This is a genomic window from Streptomyces sp. NBC_01275, assembly GCF_026340655.1.
Lineage (GTDB): Bacteria > Actinomycetota > Actinomycetes > Streptomycetales > Streptomycetaceae > Streptomyces.
The window spans coordinates 1,562,779-1,578,655 of record NZ_JAPEOZ010000001.1; the positions used below are offsets into that span (position 1 = coordinate 1,562,779).

15 protein-coding genes and 1 pseudogene are annotated in these 15,877 nt (G+C 71.6%); 3 read left to right on the top strand and 13 right to left on the bottom strand.

Annotated elements, in window-relative coordinates; genetic code table 11:
* Window positions 1-82: 82 nt before the first annotated feature.
* The 12 genes and pseudogenes from yajC to pgsA all read right to left on the bottom strand — a co-directional run bounded on the left by yajC (window position 83) and on the right by pgsA (window position 9,923).
* Window positions 83-625: a preprotein translocase subunit YajC gene (yajC, locus tag OG562_RS06575; RefSeq protein ID WP_266394730.1), complete on the bottom strand. Its 543-nt coding sequence runs from the start codon at window positions 623-625 to the stop codon at window positions 83-85.
* Window positions 626-910: 285 nt separating this feature from the next.
* Window positions 911-1,981: a Holliday junction branch migration DNA helicase RuvB gene (gene ruvB, locus OG562_RS06580; RefSeq protein ID WP_266394731.1), complete on the bottom strand. Its 1,071-nt coding sequence runs from the start codon at window positions 1,979-1,981 to the stop codon at window positions 911-913.
* A gap of 105 nt (window positions 1,982-2,086) precedes the next feature.
* Complete coding sequence (gene ruvA / locus OG562_RS06585) at window positions 2,087-2,692, bottom strand: Holliday junction branch migration protein RuvA (RefSeq protein WP_266394733.1); 606 nt, start codon at window positions 2,690-2,692, stop codon at window positions 2,087-2,089.
* On the bottom strand, window positions 2,689-3,219 hold the full coding sequence (ruvC, locus tag OG562_RS06590; RefSeq protein WP_266394735.1) for a crossover junction endodeoxyribonuclease RuvC: 531 nt from the start codon (window positions 3,217-3,219) through the stop codon (window positions 2,689-2,691). Before ruvC ends, ruvA begins: the two co-directional genes overlap by 4 nt.
* Before the next feature lie 130 nt (window positions 3,220-3,349).
* A complete protein-coding gene (locus OG562_RS06595; protein ID WP_266394736.1) occupies window positions 3,350-4,102 on the bottom strand; it encodes a YebC/PmpR family DNA-binding transcriptional regulator in 753 nt (250 codons plus the stop codon).
* Between the two features lie 79 nt (window positions 4,103-4,181).
* Entirely contained in the window at window positions 4,182-4,784 is a 603-nt protein-coding gene (gene pdxT, locus OG562_RS06600; protein ID WP_266394738.1) for a pyridoxal 5'-phosphate synthase glutaminase subunit PdxT, read from the bottom strand.
* Window positions 4,785-4,790: 6 nt separating this feature from the next.
* Entirely contained in the window at window positions 4,791-5,702 is a 912-nt protein-coding gene (gene pdxS / locus OG562_RS06605) for a pyridoxal 5'-phosphate synthase lyase subunit PdxS (RefSeq protein WP_323187489.1), read from the bottom strand.
* Window positions 5,703-5,838: 136 nt separating this feature from the next.
* Window positions 5,839-6,273, bottom strand: coding sequence for a DUF6210 family protein (locus OG562_RS06610; RefSeq protein WP_266394740.1), 435 nt, complete (start codon window positions 6,271-6,273; stop codon window positions 5,839-5,841).
* Window positions 6,274-6,277: 4 nt separating this feature from the next.
* The gene (locus OG562_RS06615; protein WP_266394741.1) at window positions 6,278-6,820 is read right to left on the bottom strand and encodes a hypothetical protein; all 543 of its coding nucleotides are present in this window, start codon (window positions 6,818-6,820) and stop codon (window positions 6,278-6,280) included.
* Between the two features lie 287 nt (window positions 6,821-7,107).
* Window positions 7,108-8,280 (bottom strand): glycosyltransferase family 4 protein, encoded by a 1,173-nt coding sequence (locus OG562_RS06620; RefSeq protein ID WP_266394743.1) that lies wholly within the window; start codon window positions 8,278-8,280, stop codon window positions 7,108-7,110.
* On the bottom strand, window positions 8,277-9,194 hold the full coding sequence (locus tag OG562_RS06625) for a phosphatidylinositol mannoside acyltransferase (protein ID WP_266394745.1): 918 nt from the start codon (window positions 9,192-9,194) through the stop codon (window positions 8,277-8,279). The genes OG562_RS06620 and OG562_RS06625 overlap by 4 nt, the downstream gene beginning before the upstream one ends.
* A pseudogene (gene pgsA, locus OG562_RS06630) lies at window positions 9,191-9,923 on the bottom strand (phosphatidylinositol phosphate synthase). Before pgsA ends, OG562_RS06625 begins: the two are co-directional and overlap by 4 nt.
* Window positions 9,924-10,319: 396 nt before the next feature.
* On the opposite strand from pgsA, the gene OG562_RS06635 reads away from it, so the two are divergent.
* Complete coding sequence (locus tag OG562_RS06635) at window positions 10,320-12,515, top strand: elongation factor G-like protein EF-G2 (protein WP_266394748.1); 2,196 nt, start codon at window positions 10,320-10,322, stop codon at window positions 12,513-12,515.
* Between the two features lie 244 nt (window positions 12,516-12,759).
* Complete coding sequence (locus OG562_RS06640) at window positions 12,760-14,421, top strand: hypothetical protein (RefSeq protein ID WP_266394749.1); 1,662 nt, start codon at window positions 12,760-12,762, stop codon at window positions 14,419-14,421.
* Between the two features lie 128 nt (window positions 14,422-14,549).
* Here OG562_RS06640 and OG562_RS06645 read toward each other — a convergent pair whose 3' ends face one another.
* The gene (locus tag OG562_RS06645; protein WP_266394750.1) at window positions 14,550-15,113 is read right to left on the bottom strand and encodes an HIT domain-containing protein; all 564 of its coding nucleotides are present in this window, start codon (window positions 15,111-15,113) and stop codon (window positions 14,550-14,552) included.
* A 66-nt stretch (window positions 15,114-15,179) separates the two neighbouring features.
* On the opposite strand from OG562_RS06645, the gene OG562_RS06650 reads away from it, so the two are divergent.
* Window positions 15,180-15,830, top strand: coding sequence for a potassium channel family protein (locus OG562_RS06650; RefSeq protein WP_266394751.1), 651 nt, complete (start codon window positions 15,180-15,182; stop codon window positions 15,828-15,830).
* Window positions 15,831-15,877: the final 47 nt, after the last annotated feature.

The following is a 15,877-nucleotide window of genomic DNA, read 5'->3' on the forward strand; positions in this document are numbered from 1 at the left end:
CATGACATGGTGTCGGGATCCCCTGGCGAAATGCGTACGCCCCGGGGCAGACGGGTGTGACCCGTGCGCCCCGGGGACGTGACTACTTCTTCGCGTCGGAGTCGCCGTCGGTCTTCTCCGGCTCCTCGTCGGCCTTGGCCTGCGTGGCCTCGGGCTCGGCGGCCTGCTCCCGGGCCTCTTCGGGCCCGTCCTTCTTGCCGAGGTCGACGGACTTGTCGTCGGAGGCGGCGGCAGCTTCGTCGACGGGTTCGTCGGTCTCGGCGGTCTCGTCGGAGACAGCGGACTCGGTGAGGGAGGAGGCGTCGTCCGGGACGACGTCGGAGTCGGACTTCAGGTCGTGCTCGATGCCGTGGACGATGCGGTTGTACTCGTCGTCGGTCAGCACGGCGCCGATCGAGTTCTTCGCGAAGAGCAGATCCACACCCGGACCGGCGTCGAGGAGGACCGTGTCCTCGTTGACCTCCTTGACCGTCGCGTACATGCCCCCGATGGTGCGGACACCGCTGCCGGGCTGCATGTCGTTCCGCATGGCGGCGGCCTGCTGCTGCTTCTTCTTGGCCGACCGGGTCATCAGGAACATGGCCCCGATGAGCACGATGAACGGGAGGAGGGTCACAGGACTCACGGGTCGGAACTTCCTTCAAGCGACCGCGATGGTTGAGCGGCCTGATGGATGGGGGTTGTGTGCTGCCGACAACTGCGGCATCGGCGGAGTCTAAGCGAGTCCGCGCGCATGGAACAACGCTCAGCATGGCACCTGGGTTCCTGACCCGGCCAATGCCTTCGCCGTTGCTCCCGCATCGATGCCGGATCGACACCGCGCCGGTCTCGTATCCGCTTCCGGTCGGTACGGGCCCGCTGCGCGTCGGGCTCGCACCGGGTCGGCGTCGGCCCCGCGCCGGCCCGGTCCTCACGCCCCGAACAGGCCTTGTTGTCCGTTTCCCGTGCCGGCGGGGCGGGGCGGGGTGAGGCCGAGATGCGTCCAGGCGGCCGGGGTGGCCACGCGTCCGCGCGGGGTGCGGGCGAGGAGGCCTTCACGGACCAGGAAGGGTTCGGCGACCTCTTCCACGGTCTCACGCTCCTCCCCCACCGCGACGGCGAGCGTCGACAGACCGACCGGGCCGCCGCCGAACAGCTTCAGCAGGGCCTGCAGGACCGCGCGGTCCAGCCGGTCGAGGCCGCGGGCGTCGACCTCGTAGACCGCGAGGGCCGCCGAGGCGATGTCGCGGTTGATGTCGCCGTCGGCCTTGACCTGCGCGTAGTCGCGCACGCGGCGCAGCAGCCGGTTGGCGATGCGGGGCGTGCCGCGGGAGCGGCCGGCGATCTCGGCGGCGCCGTCGACGTCGATCTCCACGTCGAGGAGGTGCGCGGAGCGGTGGATGACGCGCTCCAGCTCCGCCGGCTCGTAGAACTCCATGTGCCCGGTGAAGCCGAAGCGGTCGCGCAGCGGGGGCGGCAGCAGACCCGCGCGCGTGGTGGCTCCGACCAGGGTGAAGGGGGGCAGTTCGAGGGGGATGGCGGTGGCGCCGGGGCCCTTGCCGACGATGACGTCGACGCGGAAGTCCTCCATCGCCATGTAGAGCATCTCCTCGGCGGGCCTCGACATGCGGTGGATCTCGTCGAGGAAGAGGACCTCGCCCTCCTGGAGGGAGGAGAGGATCGCGGCGAGGTCGCCGGCGTGCTGGATGGCGGGGCCGCTGGTGATGCGGATGGGGGCGCCCATCTCGGCGGCGATGATCATCGAGAGGGTGGTCTTGCCGAGGCCGGGGGCGCCGGAGAGCAGCACGTGGTCGGCGGTGGCGCCCCGCGCGCGTGCGGCGCGCAGGACGAGGTCGAGCTGTTCGCGGACCTTCTCCTGGCCGATGAACTCGCCCAGGTCCTTGGGGCGCAGGGCGGCCTCGACGGCCTGGTCCTCACGATCGGCGACAGCGCCCACCAGCCGCTCGGCGGCGGTCTCTTCGGTCGTGTCGTCCCAGTTCACAGCAACTCTCCTCGCGGTGGCGCGCCGGGCCGGTCGGCCGGCCGGGGGTCCGGGGGGCGTTCCCCGGGAGGGCACAGCAGGTGGTGTGCCTCAAGGTGCGGCGGGTCAGCGGGCCCGGTTCAGCGTCTGCAGGGCGGCCTTGAGGAGCTGCCCCACCTGGGGGACGCCCTCCGCCGCCTCCGCCTGCGGGGTCACGGCGGCCACGGCCTCGTCGGCCTCGCGGGTGGCGTAGCCCAGGCCGATCAGGGCGGCGTGCAGCTGGTCGCGCCAGCCGGAGGTGACCGCCCTGCCGATCGCGGGCGCGCCGACCGGCTCGCCGAGCCGGTCCTTCAGCTCCAGCAGGAGCTTCTGGGCGCCCTTCTTGCCGATGCCCGGGACGGCGATGAGCGCCTTCTCGTCACCGGTGGCGACGGCCCGGCGCAGCGCGTCCGGCGTGTGCACGGCGAGCATGGCCTGGGCCAGGCGCGGGCCGACCCCGCTCGCGGTCTGCAGCAGCTCGAAGACCTGGCGCTCGTCGTCGTCCACGAAGCCGTACAGGGTCAGGGAGTCCTCGCGGACGACGAGGGAGGTGGCGAGCTTGGCCTGCCGGCCCATCCGCAGTCCGGCGAGGGTGTTCGGGGTGCACTGGACGGCGATGCCGACGCCGCCCACCTCGACCACCGCGGAGTCGGGGGCGAGGGCGGCGACCGGTCCGCTCACGAAGGCGATCATCCCGTACGGCCTTTCGATGTGTGCAGGGCGACGGCCTGCTGGAGTCGGTTCTGCGCGGGGGCGCGCCAGATGTGGCAGATGGCGAGGGCGAGGGCGTCGGCGGCGTCGGCGGGCTTCGGCGGTGCGCTCAGCCGCAGCAGACGGGTGACCATCGCGCCGACCTGGGCCTTGTCGGCGCGGCCGCTGCCGGTGACGGCCGCCTTGACCTCGCTGGGCGTGTGCAGGGCGACGGGGATGCCGCGGCGGGCGGCGCACAGCATGGCGACGGCGCTGGCCTGGGCGGTTCCCATGACCGTACGGACGTTGTGCTGGCTGAACACCCGCTCCACGGCGACGCATTCGGGCCGGTGCTCGTCCAGCCACTGCTCGATGCCCTGCTCCACGGCGACGAGGCGCTGCCCCAGCTCGGCGTCCGCGGGCGTGCGGACGACGCCGACGCCGAGCATCGTGAGCGGCCGTCCGGCGACGCCCTCGACGACGCCGACTCCGCATCGGGTCAGTCCGGGGTCCACCCCCAACACACGCATACGCCCCCTCCCTTCGCTCACCTGTTTGTGCAGGCTATCGGGTGCCACCGACAACGGTCGCCAGCAACGCCCCGCAACGCGACGGGCCGACGGGAGTGTCCCGTCGGCCCGTTCGAAAGTGAGCGTCGGCTCAGGCGTCGACCTTCTCCATGACCTCGTCGCTGACGTCGAAGTTGGCGAAGACGTTCTGCACGTCGTCGCTGTCCTCGAGTGCGTCGATCAGCTTGAAGATCTTCTTCGCGCCTTCCTCGTCGAGCTCGACCTGCATGGTCGGGACGAAGTTGGCGTCGGCGGAGTCGTAGTCGATCCCGGCGTCCTGGAGGGCGGTGCGCACCGCGACCAGGTCGGTCGCCTCGGAGATGACCTCGAAGGACTCGCCGAGGTCGTTGACCTCCTCGGCGCCGGCGTCGAGCACCGCGCCCAGGACGTCGTCCTCGGCCAGCTCGCCCTTGGGCACGATCACGACGCCCTTGCGGTTGAACAGGTACGAGACGGAGCCGGGGTCGGCCATCGAGCCGCCGTTGCGGGTCATGGCGACGCGGACGTCGGAGGCGGCGCGGTTGCGGTTGTCGGTGAGGCACTCGATGAGCACCGCGACGCCGTTCGGGCCGTAGCCCTCGTACATGATCGTCTCGTAGTCGGCGCCGCCGGCCTCGAGGCCGGCTCCGCGCTTGACCGCCGAGTCGATGTTCTTGTTCGGGACCGAGCTCTTCTTGGCCTTCTGAATGGCGTCGAACAGCGTCGGGTTGCCGGACACGTCGGCGCCGCCCGTACGGGCCGCGACCTCGATGTTCTTGATCATCTTCGCGAAGAGCTTGCCGCGCTTGGCGTCGATCACGGCCTTCTTGTGCTTCGTCGTAGCCCATTTAGAGTGGCCGGACATCTGCCTGTCTCCTTCGCGTAACCCAACCCTGTACGAACTCCCCCAGATTTTAGGAGCCTGGGGGGACCCCCAGATCCTACTAGGACGCCGTCGGCCGGTTCGCGCGCACCATGTCGACGAAGAGCGAGTGCACGCGGTGGTCGCCGGTCAGCTCCGGGTGGAACGACGTGGCGAGCGCGTTGCCCTGGCGGACCGCGACGATGTGGCCGTCGTGCTCGGCGAGCACCTCGGTCCCGGCGCCCACGGACTCGACCCAGGGGGCGCGGATGAAGACGCCCTCCACAGGATCGCCCGCGATGCCCCGCACGTCGAGTGCGGCTTCGAAGGACTCGTTCTGCCGGCCGAAGGCGTTGCGGCGCACGATCATGTCGATGCCGCCGATCGTCTCCTGGCCCGAGCGCGGGTCGAGGATCTTGTCGGCGAGCATGATCAGGCCCGCGCAGGTGCCGTAGACCGGCAGTCCGGCGTGCACGCGCGCGCGCAGGGGCTCCATCACGCCGAAGAGGACGGCCAGCTTGGAGATCGTGGTGGACTCGCCGCCGGGGATGACGAGGCCGTCGATCTCGGCGAGTTCCTCGGGGCGCCGCACCGGCCTGGCCACGGCGTCGGCCGCGGCCAGGGCGATGAGGTGCTCCCGTACGTCGCCCTGGAGGGCCAGGACGCCTATGACAGGGGTGTTCACAGGTGACTACCAGCCGCGGTTGGCGTAGCGCTCGGACTCGGGGAGCGTGTCGCAGTTGATGCCGACCATGGCCTCGCCGAGGTTGCGGGACGCGTCCGCGATGATCTTCGGGTCGTCGTAGAAGGTGGTCGCCTTCACGATGGCGGCGGCGCGCTTGGCCGGGTCGCCGGACTTGAAGATGCCCGAGCCGACGAAGACGCCCTCGGCGCCGAGCTGGCGCATCAGGGCGGCGTCGGCGGGGGTGGCGACGCCACCGGCGGAGAACAGGACGACCGGGAGCTTGCCGAGCTCGGCGACCTCCTTGACGATCTCGTACGGGGCGCGCAGCTCCTTGGCGGCGGCGTACAGCTCGTTGTTGTCGTAGCCGCGCAGACGGGCGATCTCGTTCTTGATCTGGCGCAGGTGGCGGACGGCCTCGACGACGTTGCCGGTGCCGGCCTCGCCCTTGGAGCGGATCATGGCCGCGCCCTCGGCGATACGGCGCAGAGCCTCGCCCAGGTTGGTGGCGCCGCAGACGAAGGGGGTCGTGAAGGCCCACTTGTCGGAGTGGTTGACCTCGTCGGCCGGGGTGAGGACCTCGGACTCGTCGATGTAGTCGACGCCGAGGGACTGCAGGACCTGGGCCTCGACGAAGTGGCCGATGCGGGACTTGGCCATGACGGGGATCGAGACGGCCTCGATGATGCCCTCGATCATGTCCGGGTCGGACATCCGGGCCACGCCGCCGTCCTTGCGGATGTCGGCCGGGACCCGCTCCAGGGCCATGACGGCGACGGCCCCCGCGTCCTCGGCGATCTTCGCCTGCTCCGGCGTGACGACGTCCATGATCACGCCGCCCTTGAGCTGCTCGGCCATCCCGCGCTTCACGCGCGCGGTGCCGGTCTCGGGGGTCTGGTTTTCGGAGATCGTGCTGGACACGGGGTGACCTCACTCGTCGGAAAAGAGGATTTCTGCAGCACTGAGGAAACGCGAGTGGACCAGTCCACAGCAAGGGCCAATGGAAAGCCGGTGGATCCTTTTCGGCTGGCCGGAGCTAGCCGGAGCTAGTCCGGAGCTAGTCGGAATTCTCCCAGACGACCACTCCGGGACCGTCGGGCGTCAGAACGGGCACCCACGCCTCGTCGGCCTCGGAGAGGCGGGACTCGTCCAGGGCCAACGGGGAAGGGAACAGGTCGTCGCGGTTCGCGGAGCCGTACAGAGGGAACGCGACGGCGTCTCTCAGCCGTTCGAGCAGTTCCGGCGGCCAGTCCAGCCCTCGGGAACCCCAGCCCTTCAGCTCCCCGACGAAGATCCCCTTCAGGTCCTCGTCGAGGTCCCGCCCGAACACGGGCAGCAGGTACCCCTCCTGGGCGTACGGTACGCAGCCGAAGCCGCCGCCCTGCACCTCGTAGACCACGCCGGTCGGCGCGGCCACGATCACGAACACCCAGCCCTGGTCCGCACCCGAACCGTCCGGGTCGAGGAAGACGCGGCGCCGGTCGCCGGTCATCGCTTCAGGTCGCCCGGTCCGTCAGGGGCGTCGGCGGTTCGTCGTCCATCTCGAAGGCCATCGGGAACGGGGCGTGTCCGGCCAGGCGGAACCAGCGCACCTTGCGGTGTTCGCGCAGGCGGCGGGCCGCGCCCACGGCGTCGTTGTGGAAGCGCCGGGCCATGGGGACGCGTCGGACGGCCTCCCCCAGTTCGAGGGCCGCGGACTCCCCGCCGGGGACCTCGCGGACGACCTCCAGCTGGCGCGCGTCCGCGAAGACGGCCCGCAGCGCCTGGCTGAGGTCGCTCTCGGCGACCTCCCGCTGCTCCTCCTCGGCCTGCCGGGCCGCGTGCGCGGCCTCGTACAGCACGATGGAGGCGGCCGGGTCGAGGACCCCGGAGGTGGCCAGCTCCTGGGCCACCGACGCCCGCCGCAGCAGCTGTGCGTCCAGCGCGGCGCGGGCCGCGTCGATGCGGGCGTGCAGCCGGTCCAGCCGTCCCGCCGTCCAGCTCAGATAGAGGCCGACGGCGACGAGGACGACGAGGGTCCAGATCAGGGTTGCGGTCACGGGCCGCAAGGCTACCGGGGCGGCGCGGAACGTCGGCGGCGGTGGGCCGATCGCACGCCGGAGGAGTGGGCTGGGAAGACCTGGCCGCGGGGACCGGCCCCTGCCCGGCGTCGACCGGCCGCGCGCCGGGCACGGCTTCCTCGCCTACGACGGTGAGCGCGTCGACCGTGCGTCGGTTCGGGGCGGACCGCTGTCGGACACGGCCCGGGCCGCCCCGCCCGGCACTCGGCCCCGCCCCGTGACTCGGCCCCCTCGCGCAGCCCCGTCCCGTCGCGGAGTCCCCTCGCTCAGTCCCGTGCCAGACCCAACCGCGCCCGCAGGCCCGTCGATCCCCGGTCGTCGTCGGCGGCCGCCACCGCCGCCGCACCGTCGGTCACCGTCTCGTAGACCGACAGGATGTCCGCGCCGACGGTGGACCAGTCGAAGCGCCGTACGTGTGCGCTGCCCCGTTTCCGCAGCTCGGCGCGGGTCACCGGGTCGCCCAGGAGCCGTACGGCGGCCTCGGCGAGGGCGTCCGCGTCCTCGTTGGCGAACAGCTCGCCCGCCGCTCCCTGGTCGAGGACCTGGGCGAAGGCGTCCAGGTCGGAGGCGAGCACGGGCGCGCCGGCCGACATGGCCTCGACGAGGATGATGCCGAAGCTCTCGCCGCCGGTGTTGGGAGCGACGTACAGGTCGACGCTGCGCAGGAAGCGCGCCTTGTCCTCGTCGCTGATCATGCCGAGGAACTCCACGCGCGCGCGCAGTTCCTTCGGCAGGTTCTCCACGGCCTCCTTCTCGTCGCCCCGCCCGGCGACCAGCAGCCGGGCCTTCGGGCGCTCGGCGAAGATCTTCGGCAGGGCCCGCATCAGCACCGGCAGGCCCTTGCGGGGCTCGTCGATGCGGCCGACGAAGCCGATCGTGTCGCCCTGCCACTCCGGCTTGGGCTCGGCCCGCGCGAAGAAGTCGACGTCGACGCCGTTGGGGATCACGACCGCGTCCCCGCCGAGGTGCTCCACCAGCGTGCGGCGGGCGTACTCGCTCACCGCGATCCGGGCGCTGATCTTCTCCAGGGCGGCCTGCAGGATCGAGTACGCGGCGATCATCGCCCGCGAGCGCGGGTTGGACGTGTGGAACGTGGCCACGATCGGGCCCTGGGCCGCCCAGCAGGTCAGCAGGCCCAGCGACGGCGAGGTCGGCTCATGGATGTGGACGACGTCGAACGCTCCGTCGTGCAGCCAGCGCCGCACCCGCGCGGCGGACAGGAAGCCGAAGTTCAGCCGGGCCACCGAGCCGTTGTACGGCACCGGGACCGCGCGGCCGGCCGAGACGACGTACGGCGGCAGTGGCGTGTCGTCGTCGGCGGGGGCGAGGACGGACACCTCGTGGCCGAGCCGGATGAAGTACTCGGCGAGGTCGCGGATGTGGAACTGGACGCCGCCCGGGACGTCCCAGGAGTACGGGCAGACGATGCCGATCCTCACGCGCGCGCCCCGTCCGACGGGCGGGGTTCCAGGTCCGCGAGCCACAAACGCTGGAGCATGTGCCAGTCCTCCGGGTGGTCGGCGATGCCGGCGGCGAAGACGTCTGCCAGCGCCTGTGTCATGAAGGACGTCTTCTCGGCCCGCGTACCTGCCTCGGGTACCTCGATCGGGGGATGGATACGGCCCTGCATGATGGGCGAGTCGTCGTACCAGAGCGTGACGGGGAGCAGCAGCGCGCCGGTCTGCTGGGCGAGCAGGGCCGGTCCGGCGGGCATCCGGGTCGTGTCGCCGAAGAAGTCCACCTCGACGCCCGAGGCGGACAGGTCGCGCTCGGCGACCAGGCAGACCAGTCCGCCGTCGCGCAGCCTGCGGGCCAGCGTGGCGAAGGCGGTGCCGCCGCTGTGCGGCAGGACCTCCATGCCGAGGCCCTCGCGGTAGGCGACGAAACGGTCGTAGAGGGACTCCGGCTTGAGGCGTTCGGCGACCGTCGTGAACGGCGTCTGGAGCTTGGTGGTGACCCAGGCGCCCGCCAGGTCCCAGTTGGCCATGTGCGGCAGCGCGAGGACGACGCCCCGGTCGGAGGCGATGCCGTCGATCAGGTGGTGCGCGCCCTTGCAGTCGAAGCCGTGGCGGACGCGCTCGGCGCTCCAGGCGGGCAGCCGGAAGGACTCCATCCAGTAGCGCAGGTAGGAGCGCATGCCCGCGCGCGAGAGCTCGGCCAGCCGCTGCGGGCTCGCGTCCGGCACCACGCGCGCGTAGTTGCTCTCCAGCCGCCGTACGCCCTTGCCGCGCCGCTTCCAGGCGAGGTCGGCGACGGTGTTGCCGAGACGGACGGCGACGGGCTCGGGGAGTTTCTTGACGGTGCTCCAGCCGACGCCGTACAGCGCGTCGGCCAGCCGCTCCTGGGCGCTCACTTCGCGGCCTCGCTCCCCTGGGCCTCCTGCTGGGCCGCGGCCGCCTCCGCCTCGGCCGACTCGCGCCGGACGGTGACGACGCGCTGGATCAGGGTGACCAGGCTGCCGACGGCGACGATCCACAGGGCGATGGGCAGCAGCACCTGGATGCCCGGCACGCCGAACGTGTGCAGTCCCGCGAGTCCGGCCGCGACCAGCGAGATCACCAGCCGCTCGGCCCGCTCGACGAGCCCGTTGACGGCGACCGGCAGTCCGATCGACTCACCGCGCGCCTTGGTGTACGAGACCACCTGGCCGCTGGTCAGGCAGAAGATCGAGACGGCGCACAGGACGTTGTCGTCGCCGTTGCCCGCGTACCAGAGGGCGAAGCCGCCGAAGATCGCGCCGTCGGCGACCCGGTCGAGGGTGGAGTCCAGGAAGGCGCCCCAGCGGCTGGAGCGGCCGAGCTGGCGGGCCATGTTGCCGTCGACGAGGTCGGAGAACACGAACAGAGTGATGACGATCGTGCCCCAGAAGAACTCGCCCCGGGGGTAGAAGACCAGCGCGCCCGCGATCACACCGGCGGTGCCGAGGAGCGTGACCGTGTCGGGACTGACGCCCCTGCGGATGAGAAACGCGGCGAACGGTGTGAGGACACGCGTGAAGAATGCACGCGCGTACTTGTTCAGCATGGCCTTCCCGAGGGTTCGGTGTGGCCGCGCGGCCCCTGCTGGCCACCGGCTGGCCCATCGTAGCCACGCGCGCGTGTGTGCGACGGTCGGGCACCCGCACCCCCGTGTCACGTCCTGACGGCATCCGGGTCACGGGCGGGTCGCGTCCGGGTCGCGTCCGTCGGCCTCCGCGGCCGTCCCGTCGGCCTCCGCTGCCGTCGCTTGTCGTCGTCTCGTCGGCCTCTGCTGCCGTCGTCCGTCGTCGTCTCGTCGGCCCCTGCTCCCGTCGTCCGTCGTCGTCCCGTCGGCCTCTGCTGCCGTCGTCCGTCGTCGCCTGCCGCCGTCCGCCGTATGGACGCGCGGTGACGGGAGTGGAAAGCTCGAAGGACCGCGGGCGTCGCCGGAGCCGCCATCGCACGCGGGGCCGCCGTGCCCGCGCCCCCAGTGACCTCACCGTGCACGGGAGGCAAGGAAAATGGGCGACAAGGCACATGCACACCCCGGAGCCGCCGGCAGGGCTACAGCGGCCGACCACCCCGCGTCCGTACGGAATGTGGTGCTGGTCGGCCACTGCGGATCGGGCAAGACGACATTGGTCGAGGCTCTCGCGCTGACCGCGGGAGCGGTGAACCGGGCGGGCCGCGTGGAGGACGGCGGCACCGTCTCCGACTACGACGAGATCGAGCACCGGCAGCAGCGCTCGGTGCAGCTCTCCCTGGTGCCGGTCGAATGGGACGGCATCAAGGTCAACCTTCTCGACACCCCCGGATACGCCGACTTCGTCGGGGAGCTCAGGGCCGGTCTGCGCGCCGCGGACGCGGCCCTCTTCGTGGTCTCGGCCTCGGACGGCGTGGACGGCTCGACCCGCATGGTGTGGGAGGAGTGCGCGGCCGTCGGCATGCCGCGCGCGATCGTCGTCACACACCTGGAGGCCGCGCGCGTGGACTTCGAGGAGATGACGCGGACGTGCGCGCAGGCGTTCGGCGGCGACGACCCCGACGCGGTCCTCCCGCTCTACCTTCCGCTGCACGGCCCGCAGGGGCCCGACGGGCACGCGCCCGTGACGGGGCTGACCGGACTGCTGTCGCGGAAGCTGTTCGACTACTCCTCCGGCGAGCGCGAGGAGTCCGAGCCCGGCGAGGAGCAGCTGCCGGACCTGGAGGAGGCCCGCAACCGGCTGATCGAGGGGATCATCGCCGAGAGCGAGGACGAGACCCTCATGGACCGCTATCTCGGCGGCGAGCAGATCGACGTCAAGACGCTGATCGAGGACCTGGAGCGGGCCGTCGCGCGCGGCGCCTTCTTCCCCGTCCTGGCGGCCGCCCCCGCGGCCGACGGCGCCCGGCAGGGTCTGGGCACGGTCGAGCTGCTCGAACTGGTCACCAGGGGCTTCCCGACGCCCCTGGAGCGCGAGGCGCCGCGGGTGACGACGGTCGACGGACGGGCCCGCGACCTCACAGCCTGCGATCCGGACGGGCCGCTGGTAGCGGAGGTCGTGAAGACCTCCTCCGACCCCTACGTCGGCCGGGTCTCGCTCGTCCGCGTCTTCTCCGGCACCCTTCGCCCCGACAGGACCGTCCACGTCTCCGGGCACGGCCTCGCCGACCGCGGCCACGAGGACCACGATGTCGACGAGCGCGTGGGCGCCCTGTCCGCGCCCTTCGGCAAACAGCAGCGGGCCCTGTCGCACTGCATCGCGGGCGACCTCGCGTGCGTGGCGAAGCTGGGCCGTGCGGAGACCGGGGACACGCTCTCCGCCAAGGACGACCCGCTCCTGATGGAGCCCTGGCAGATGCCCGACCCGCTGCTGCCGCTGGCCATCCAGGCGCACAGCAAGGCGGACGAGGACAAGCTCTCGCAGGGCCTGGGCCGGCTGGTGGCCGAGGACCCGACGATGCGCCTGGAGCAGAACCAGGACACCCACCAGGTGGTGCTGTGGTGTCTGGGCGAGGCCCATGCGGACGTCGCCCTGGAACGGCTGCGCTCCCGCTACGGCGTCCAGGTCGACGTCGTCCCGCACAGGGTCTCCCTACGGGAGACGTTCGGCGGCAGGTCCGGCGGGCGCGGGCGGCATGTGAAGCAGTCCGGCGGACACGGGCAGTTCGCGATCTGCGAGATCGAGGTCGAGCCGCTGCCGGGCGGTTCTGGCATCGAGTTCGTGGACAAGGTCGTCGGCGGCGCGGTGCCGCGCCAGTTCATCCCGTCCGTCGAGAAGGGCGTACGGGCTCAGGCGGCCAGGGGCCTGGCCGCCGGCCATCCGCTGATCGACGTCCGCGTCACGCTGCTCGACGGCAAGGCGCACTCCGTGGACTCCTCCGACGCCGCGTTCCAGACGGCCGGCGCGCTCGCCCTGCGGGAGGCCGCGGCCGAGGCGACCATCCATCTGCTGGAGCCGGTGGCCGAGGTGACCGTGCTGGTCGGCGACGACTACGTGGGCGCCGTGATGAGCGACCTGTCGGGCCGGCGCGGCCGGGTGCTGGGCACCGAGCAGACAGCCGGCGGCCGTACGCTCGTACGGGCCGAGGTGCCCGAGATCGAGATCGGCCGGTACGCGGTCGACCTGCGCTCCCTCTCGCACGGCACGGCCCGCTTCCAGCGCGCGTACGCCCGGCACGAGCCGATGCCGGCCCAGGTCGCCGAGAAGGTCCGCCAACAGACGGAGGACGGCTAGGGGTTGGCACCAGGACACTCTCAAGTGCCGCATGGGGACTCAGAGACCCACGGGCCCCTGAGAGACCCGTGGGGCCTCAAGGGGACCCATGAGGAAGGTTTCCCTCCGGATCGGCGGGCGGCTTCGGCCGTCCGCCGACGGATGTCGGCGCCTGCGGATACCCTGATGACCTGATCAACAGGTGTGCGGAGCACGGAAGTCGGGAAAGCCGCAGAAGCGAGAGCAGCGGCGATCGGGGGCGGGAATGACCGTTGACAGCGGTTACGCGGACATCTTCGGACCGCAGGTGCCGCGGTCGGGCGACGCGGGGCAGACGCCCACGTTCGCGCTGGCCTCGGCCGCCTACCGGGACAGCCCGGTCGAGGAGATCAAGCAGGCCGACAACGAGTGGCACCAGACAGCCGTCAACACGGGCCGGCCGTGGGCCAAGATCTTCCGCCCCAACCTCGGCGAGGCGTTCTCCCAGGCGGTGATCGACCGCATGCTCGGCGTCGGCCGCAAACCGCTCATCCAGTCCTTCGGCAGCGAGCCGCAGGTCGTCGTAGAGCACTGCCTCGCGGCCAACCGCATCCGCCGGGAACGCGACCAGAAGCTCACCGGCATCATGCTGCTGTGCGGCGTGCTCTTCCTGCCCGGCCTGCTGGTCTGGCTGCTGGTCTTCCAGCTCCGGGCCACCGCGGGGAAGCTGGACAACAAGCGGGTCTCCGGACTCGGCACCGTCCTGCTGGTCGTCGTGGGCGGCCTCGCCGTGATCTTCCTGATCCGCATGCCGTTCACCGGGCTCCTGGGGTGGTACGCGCGCGGTGCGGTCATCGCCCCCGTGGCCGGCTGGTTCCTGGCCAAGCGGATCTGCGAGGGCACGGCGAAGGACCTGCGCGAGCGCTGGGACAGCCTGCTGTCCGGCAGCAGCGTCGGCGCGAAGGTCCCCGAGGCGGTGCCCACCAGCCCCAACCAGACCGCGGCCGAGCAGCTGCGCCAGTCCCTGGCCCGGCTCAGCGCCGAACAGCAGTCCAACTCCGTCTTCTACGCCGGCCCCAAGGGCATCCTCGGCATGGGCACCCGCTGGGGCGCCTGGCATCTCGCCGAGGAGCTCACCCCGCTCGACCCCGTCAAGGGCGTCCACGAGTTCCGCAGCTGGACGGTCGTCCGGTCCATCCACGACCAGCTCAACCTGCTGCACCGGCAGAGCCTGAAGACCGGCGGCTTCCCCGCCCCCGCCGTACGCCACTGGATCGTCACGCCCGTCGGCGAGAACGCCAAGGCGGTGGCCCGGCCGGAGGGCACCGACGTCGAGGCCTACCAGGTCAAGCCCAGGGCCATAGAGGACATCTGCAACAACCAGCAGTTCGGCAGCGGCGACCGGCACTACCTGGGCGTCCAGTGGCCGCTGTGGGACGGCCAGTTGATCATCACCATGCTGATCACCGTGACCGTGCTGCACGAGACGCTGCGCATCGAGGTCACCGGACACGCCCTGGGCCCCGTCAACGGCCTGTTCACCACCAAGCCCGAGGCCCCGACCAAGGAGGTCGCCAAGACCGTCCGGTTCTGGGAGACCCGCAAGATCAACCTGCCGCTGGTCACCGCCGACGAGGTGGTACGACTGGCCGCGCGCGCCACCCTGAGCTGGTACCCGCCGCTGCTGAACTGGCTCGGCGGCTCCATAGGCCTGCCCGAGCCGTTCGGCCTGCGGCACTCCTGGGCCGACCAGCCCTGGCGCCACCGCTTCATGGCCGACGACGCGCTGCGCGCGGCCACGCCCGTGCTGAGGGTGGTCCACACCGCCGCGCTCCGGGTGCTCAAGGAGCACGACGTGGACACCGAGAAGTTCACCTCACGGTCGTCGATCCTCAGCGGCGCGGTACAGGACCTGTCCCCGCGCAAGGCGGACACCTACGACGCGTGAGCCTGCGGCGGTCGGCCGGGAAGTGTGCGGGTCGGGCGGGCGAGGCTGGGGGCTGCGCCCCCAGACCCCCTTCGGCCCCTCAAGTGCCTCGTCCTCGAACGCCGGACGGGCCGAGGGGCGCCCCGCCCCTAGGAAGCCGTGGGCCAGGCCTCCGCCAGCATCTTCCGCGTGTCCGCCAGCAGCTGCGGCAGCACGCGCGTGTGGCCCACCACCGGCATGAAGTTGGTGTCCCCGCCCCAGCGGGGCACGATGTGCTGGTGGAGATGGGCGGCGATGCCCGCGCCCGCCACCGTGCCCTGGTTCATGCCGATGTTGAAGCCCTGCGCGCCGGACGCGGTGCGCAGCGCCGTCATCGCCTGCTTGGTCAGCTCGGCCAGCTCGGCGGTCTCCGGCCCGGTCAGGTCCGTGTAGTCGGCCACATGCCGGTACGGGACGGTCATCAGGTGGCCGCCGTTGTACGGGTACAGGTTCAGCACCGCGTACACATGCTCCCCGCGCCGGACCACCAGGCCGTCCTCGTCGGATTTCGCCGGGATCGAGCAGAACGGGCAGCCGTCGTCGGCCCCCGGGCCGGTCGGCTTGTTCTCACCCTGGATGTAGGCCATCCGGTGGGGCGTCCACAGGCGCTGGAACGCGTCCTGCGTCCCCACTCCGATCTGCTGCTCCGGCTCACTCGTCATGCAAGGCAGCATATGGCTTCGCCCGTTCGCGACGTGTCGCCGGGTTGTGCGAAAAGCCCTCCGGGCCAAGCTGGGGCGATGGACGCAGACAGCCCCCAGGCCCGCTGGGAACAGCGCACCGAGCTCCCGCTCGCACTCGCCTCGCTGGCGTTCCTCGCCGGCTACGCCCTCCACGTCCTCGCCCCCGGTCTCCCGCCCTTCTGGCACGACCTGTGCCTGACGGTGATCTTCACCGCCTGGGCGCTGTTCATCGTCGACTACGCGGTGCGCTGGCGGCTCAGCGGACAGCGGCTGCGCTTCGTCCGCACTCACTGGCTGGACAGCCTGGTCGTGCTCCTGCCCCTGCTGCGCCCGCTGCGGATCGTGCGGCTCTACGAGGCCGTACAGCGCCGGCACGGACAGCCCCGGCTGTCGCTGCACGCGCGCGTGATCACGTACGCGGGGGTGTCGACGGCTCTGCTGGGCTTCGCCGGCGCGCTCGCCGTCTACGCCCAGGAACGCGATGCGCCGGGCACCACCATGCACACCTTCGGGGACGCGGTCTGGTGGGCCTGCTCCACGCTCTCCACGGTCGGCTACGGCGATGTCGTCCCGGTCACCTCGATGGGCAGGTTCATCGCGACCGGCCTGATGGCGTGCGGGCTGGCCCTGCTGGGCGCGGTCACCGGCTCGTTCTCGTCCTGGCTGATCCAGGTGTTCTCGCTGAAGGACGAGTCGGGAGACGCCTAGAACGGGGACGGCCCCCGGGGAAGCCAGTCCCCGGGGGCCGTCACCTC

What these genes read in the sequence shown, in the direction of transcription:
- OG562_RS06645 (WP_266394750.1), bottom strand. Translation starts at nt 15,113, where the DNA reads ATGCTGCCTTGCATGACGAGTGAGCCGGAGCAGCAGATCGGAGTGGGG.
- OG562_RS06650 (WP_266394751.1), top strand. Translation starts at nt 15,180, where the DNA reads ATGGACGCAGACAGCCCCCAGGCCCGCTGGGAACAGCGCACCGAGCTC.
- OG562_RS06640 (WP_266394749.1), top strand. Translation starts at nt 12,760, where the DNA reads ATGACCGTTGACAGCGGTTACGCGGACATCTTCGGACCGCAGGTGCCG.
- ruvA (WP_266394733.1), bottom strand. Translation starts at nt 2,692, where the DNA reads ATGATCGCCTTCGTGAGCGGACCGGTCGCCGCCCTCGCCCCCGACTCC.
- ruvC (WP_266394735.1), bottom strand. Translation starts at nt 3,219, where the DNA reads ATGCGTGTGTTGGGGGTGGACCCCGGACTGACCCGATGCGGAGTCGGC.
- OG562_RS06635 (WP_266394748.1), top strand. Translation starts at nt 10,320, where the DNA reads ATGGGCGACAAGGCACATGCACACCCCGGAGCCGCCGGCAGGGCTACA.
- OG562_RS06595 (WP_266394736.1), bottom strand. Translation starts at nt 4,102, where the DNA reads ATGTCCGGCCACTCTAAATGGGCTACGACGAAGCACAAGAAGGCCGTG.
- OG562_RS06610 (WP_266394740.1), bottom strand. Translation starts at nt 6,273, where the DNA reads ATGACCGGCGACCGGCGCCGCGTCTTCCTCGACCCGGACGGTTCGGGT.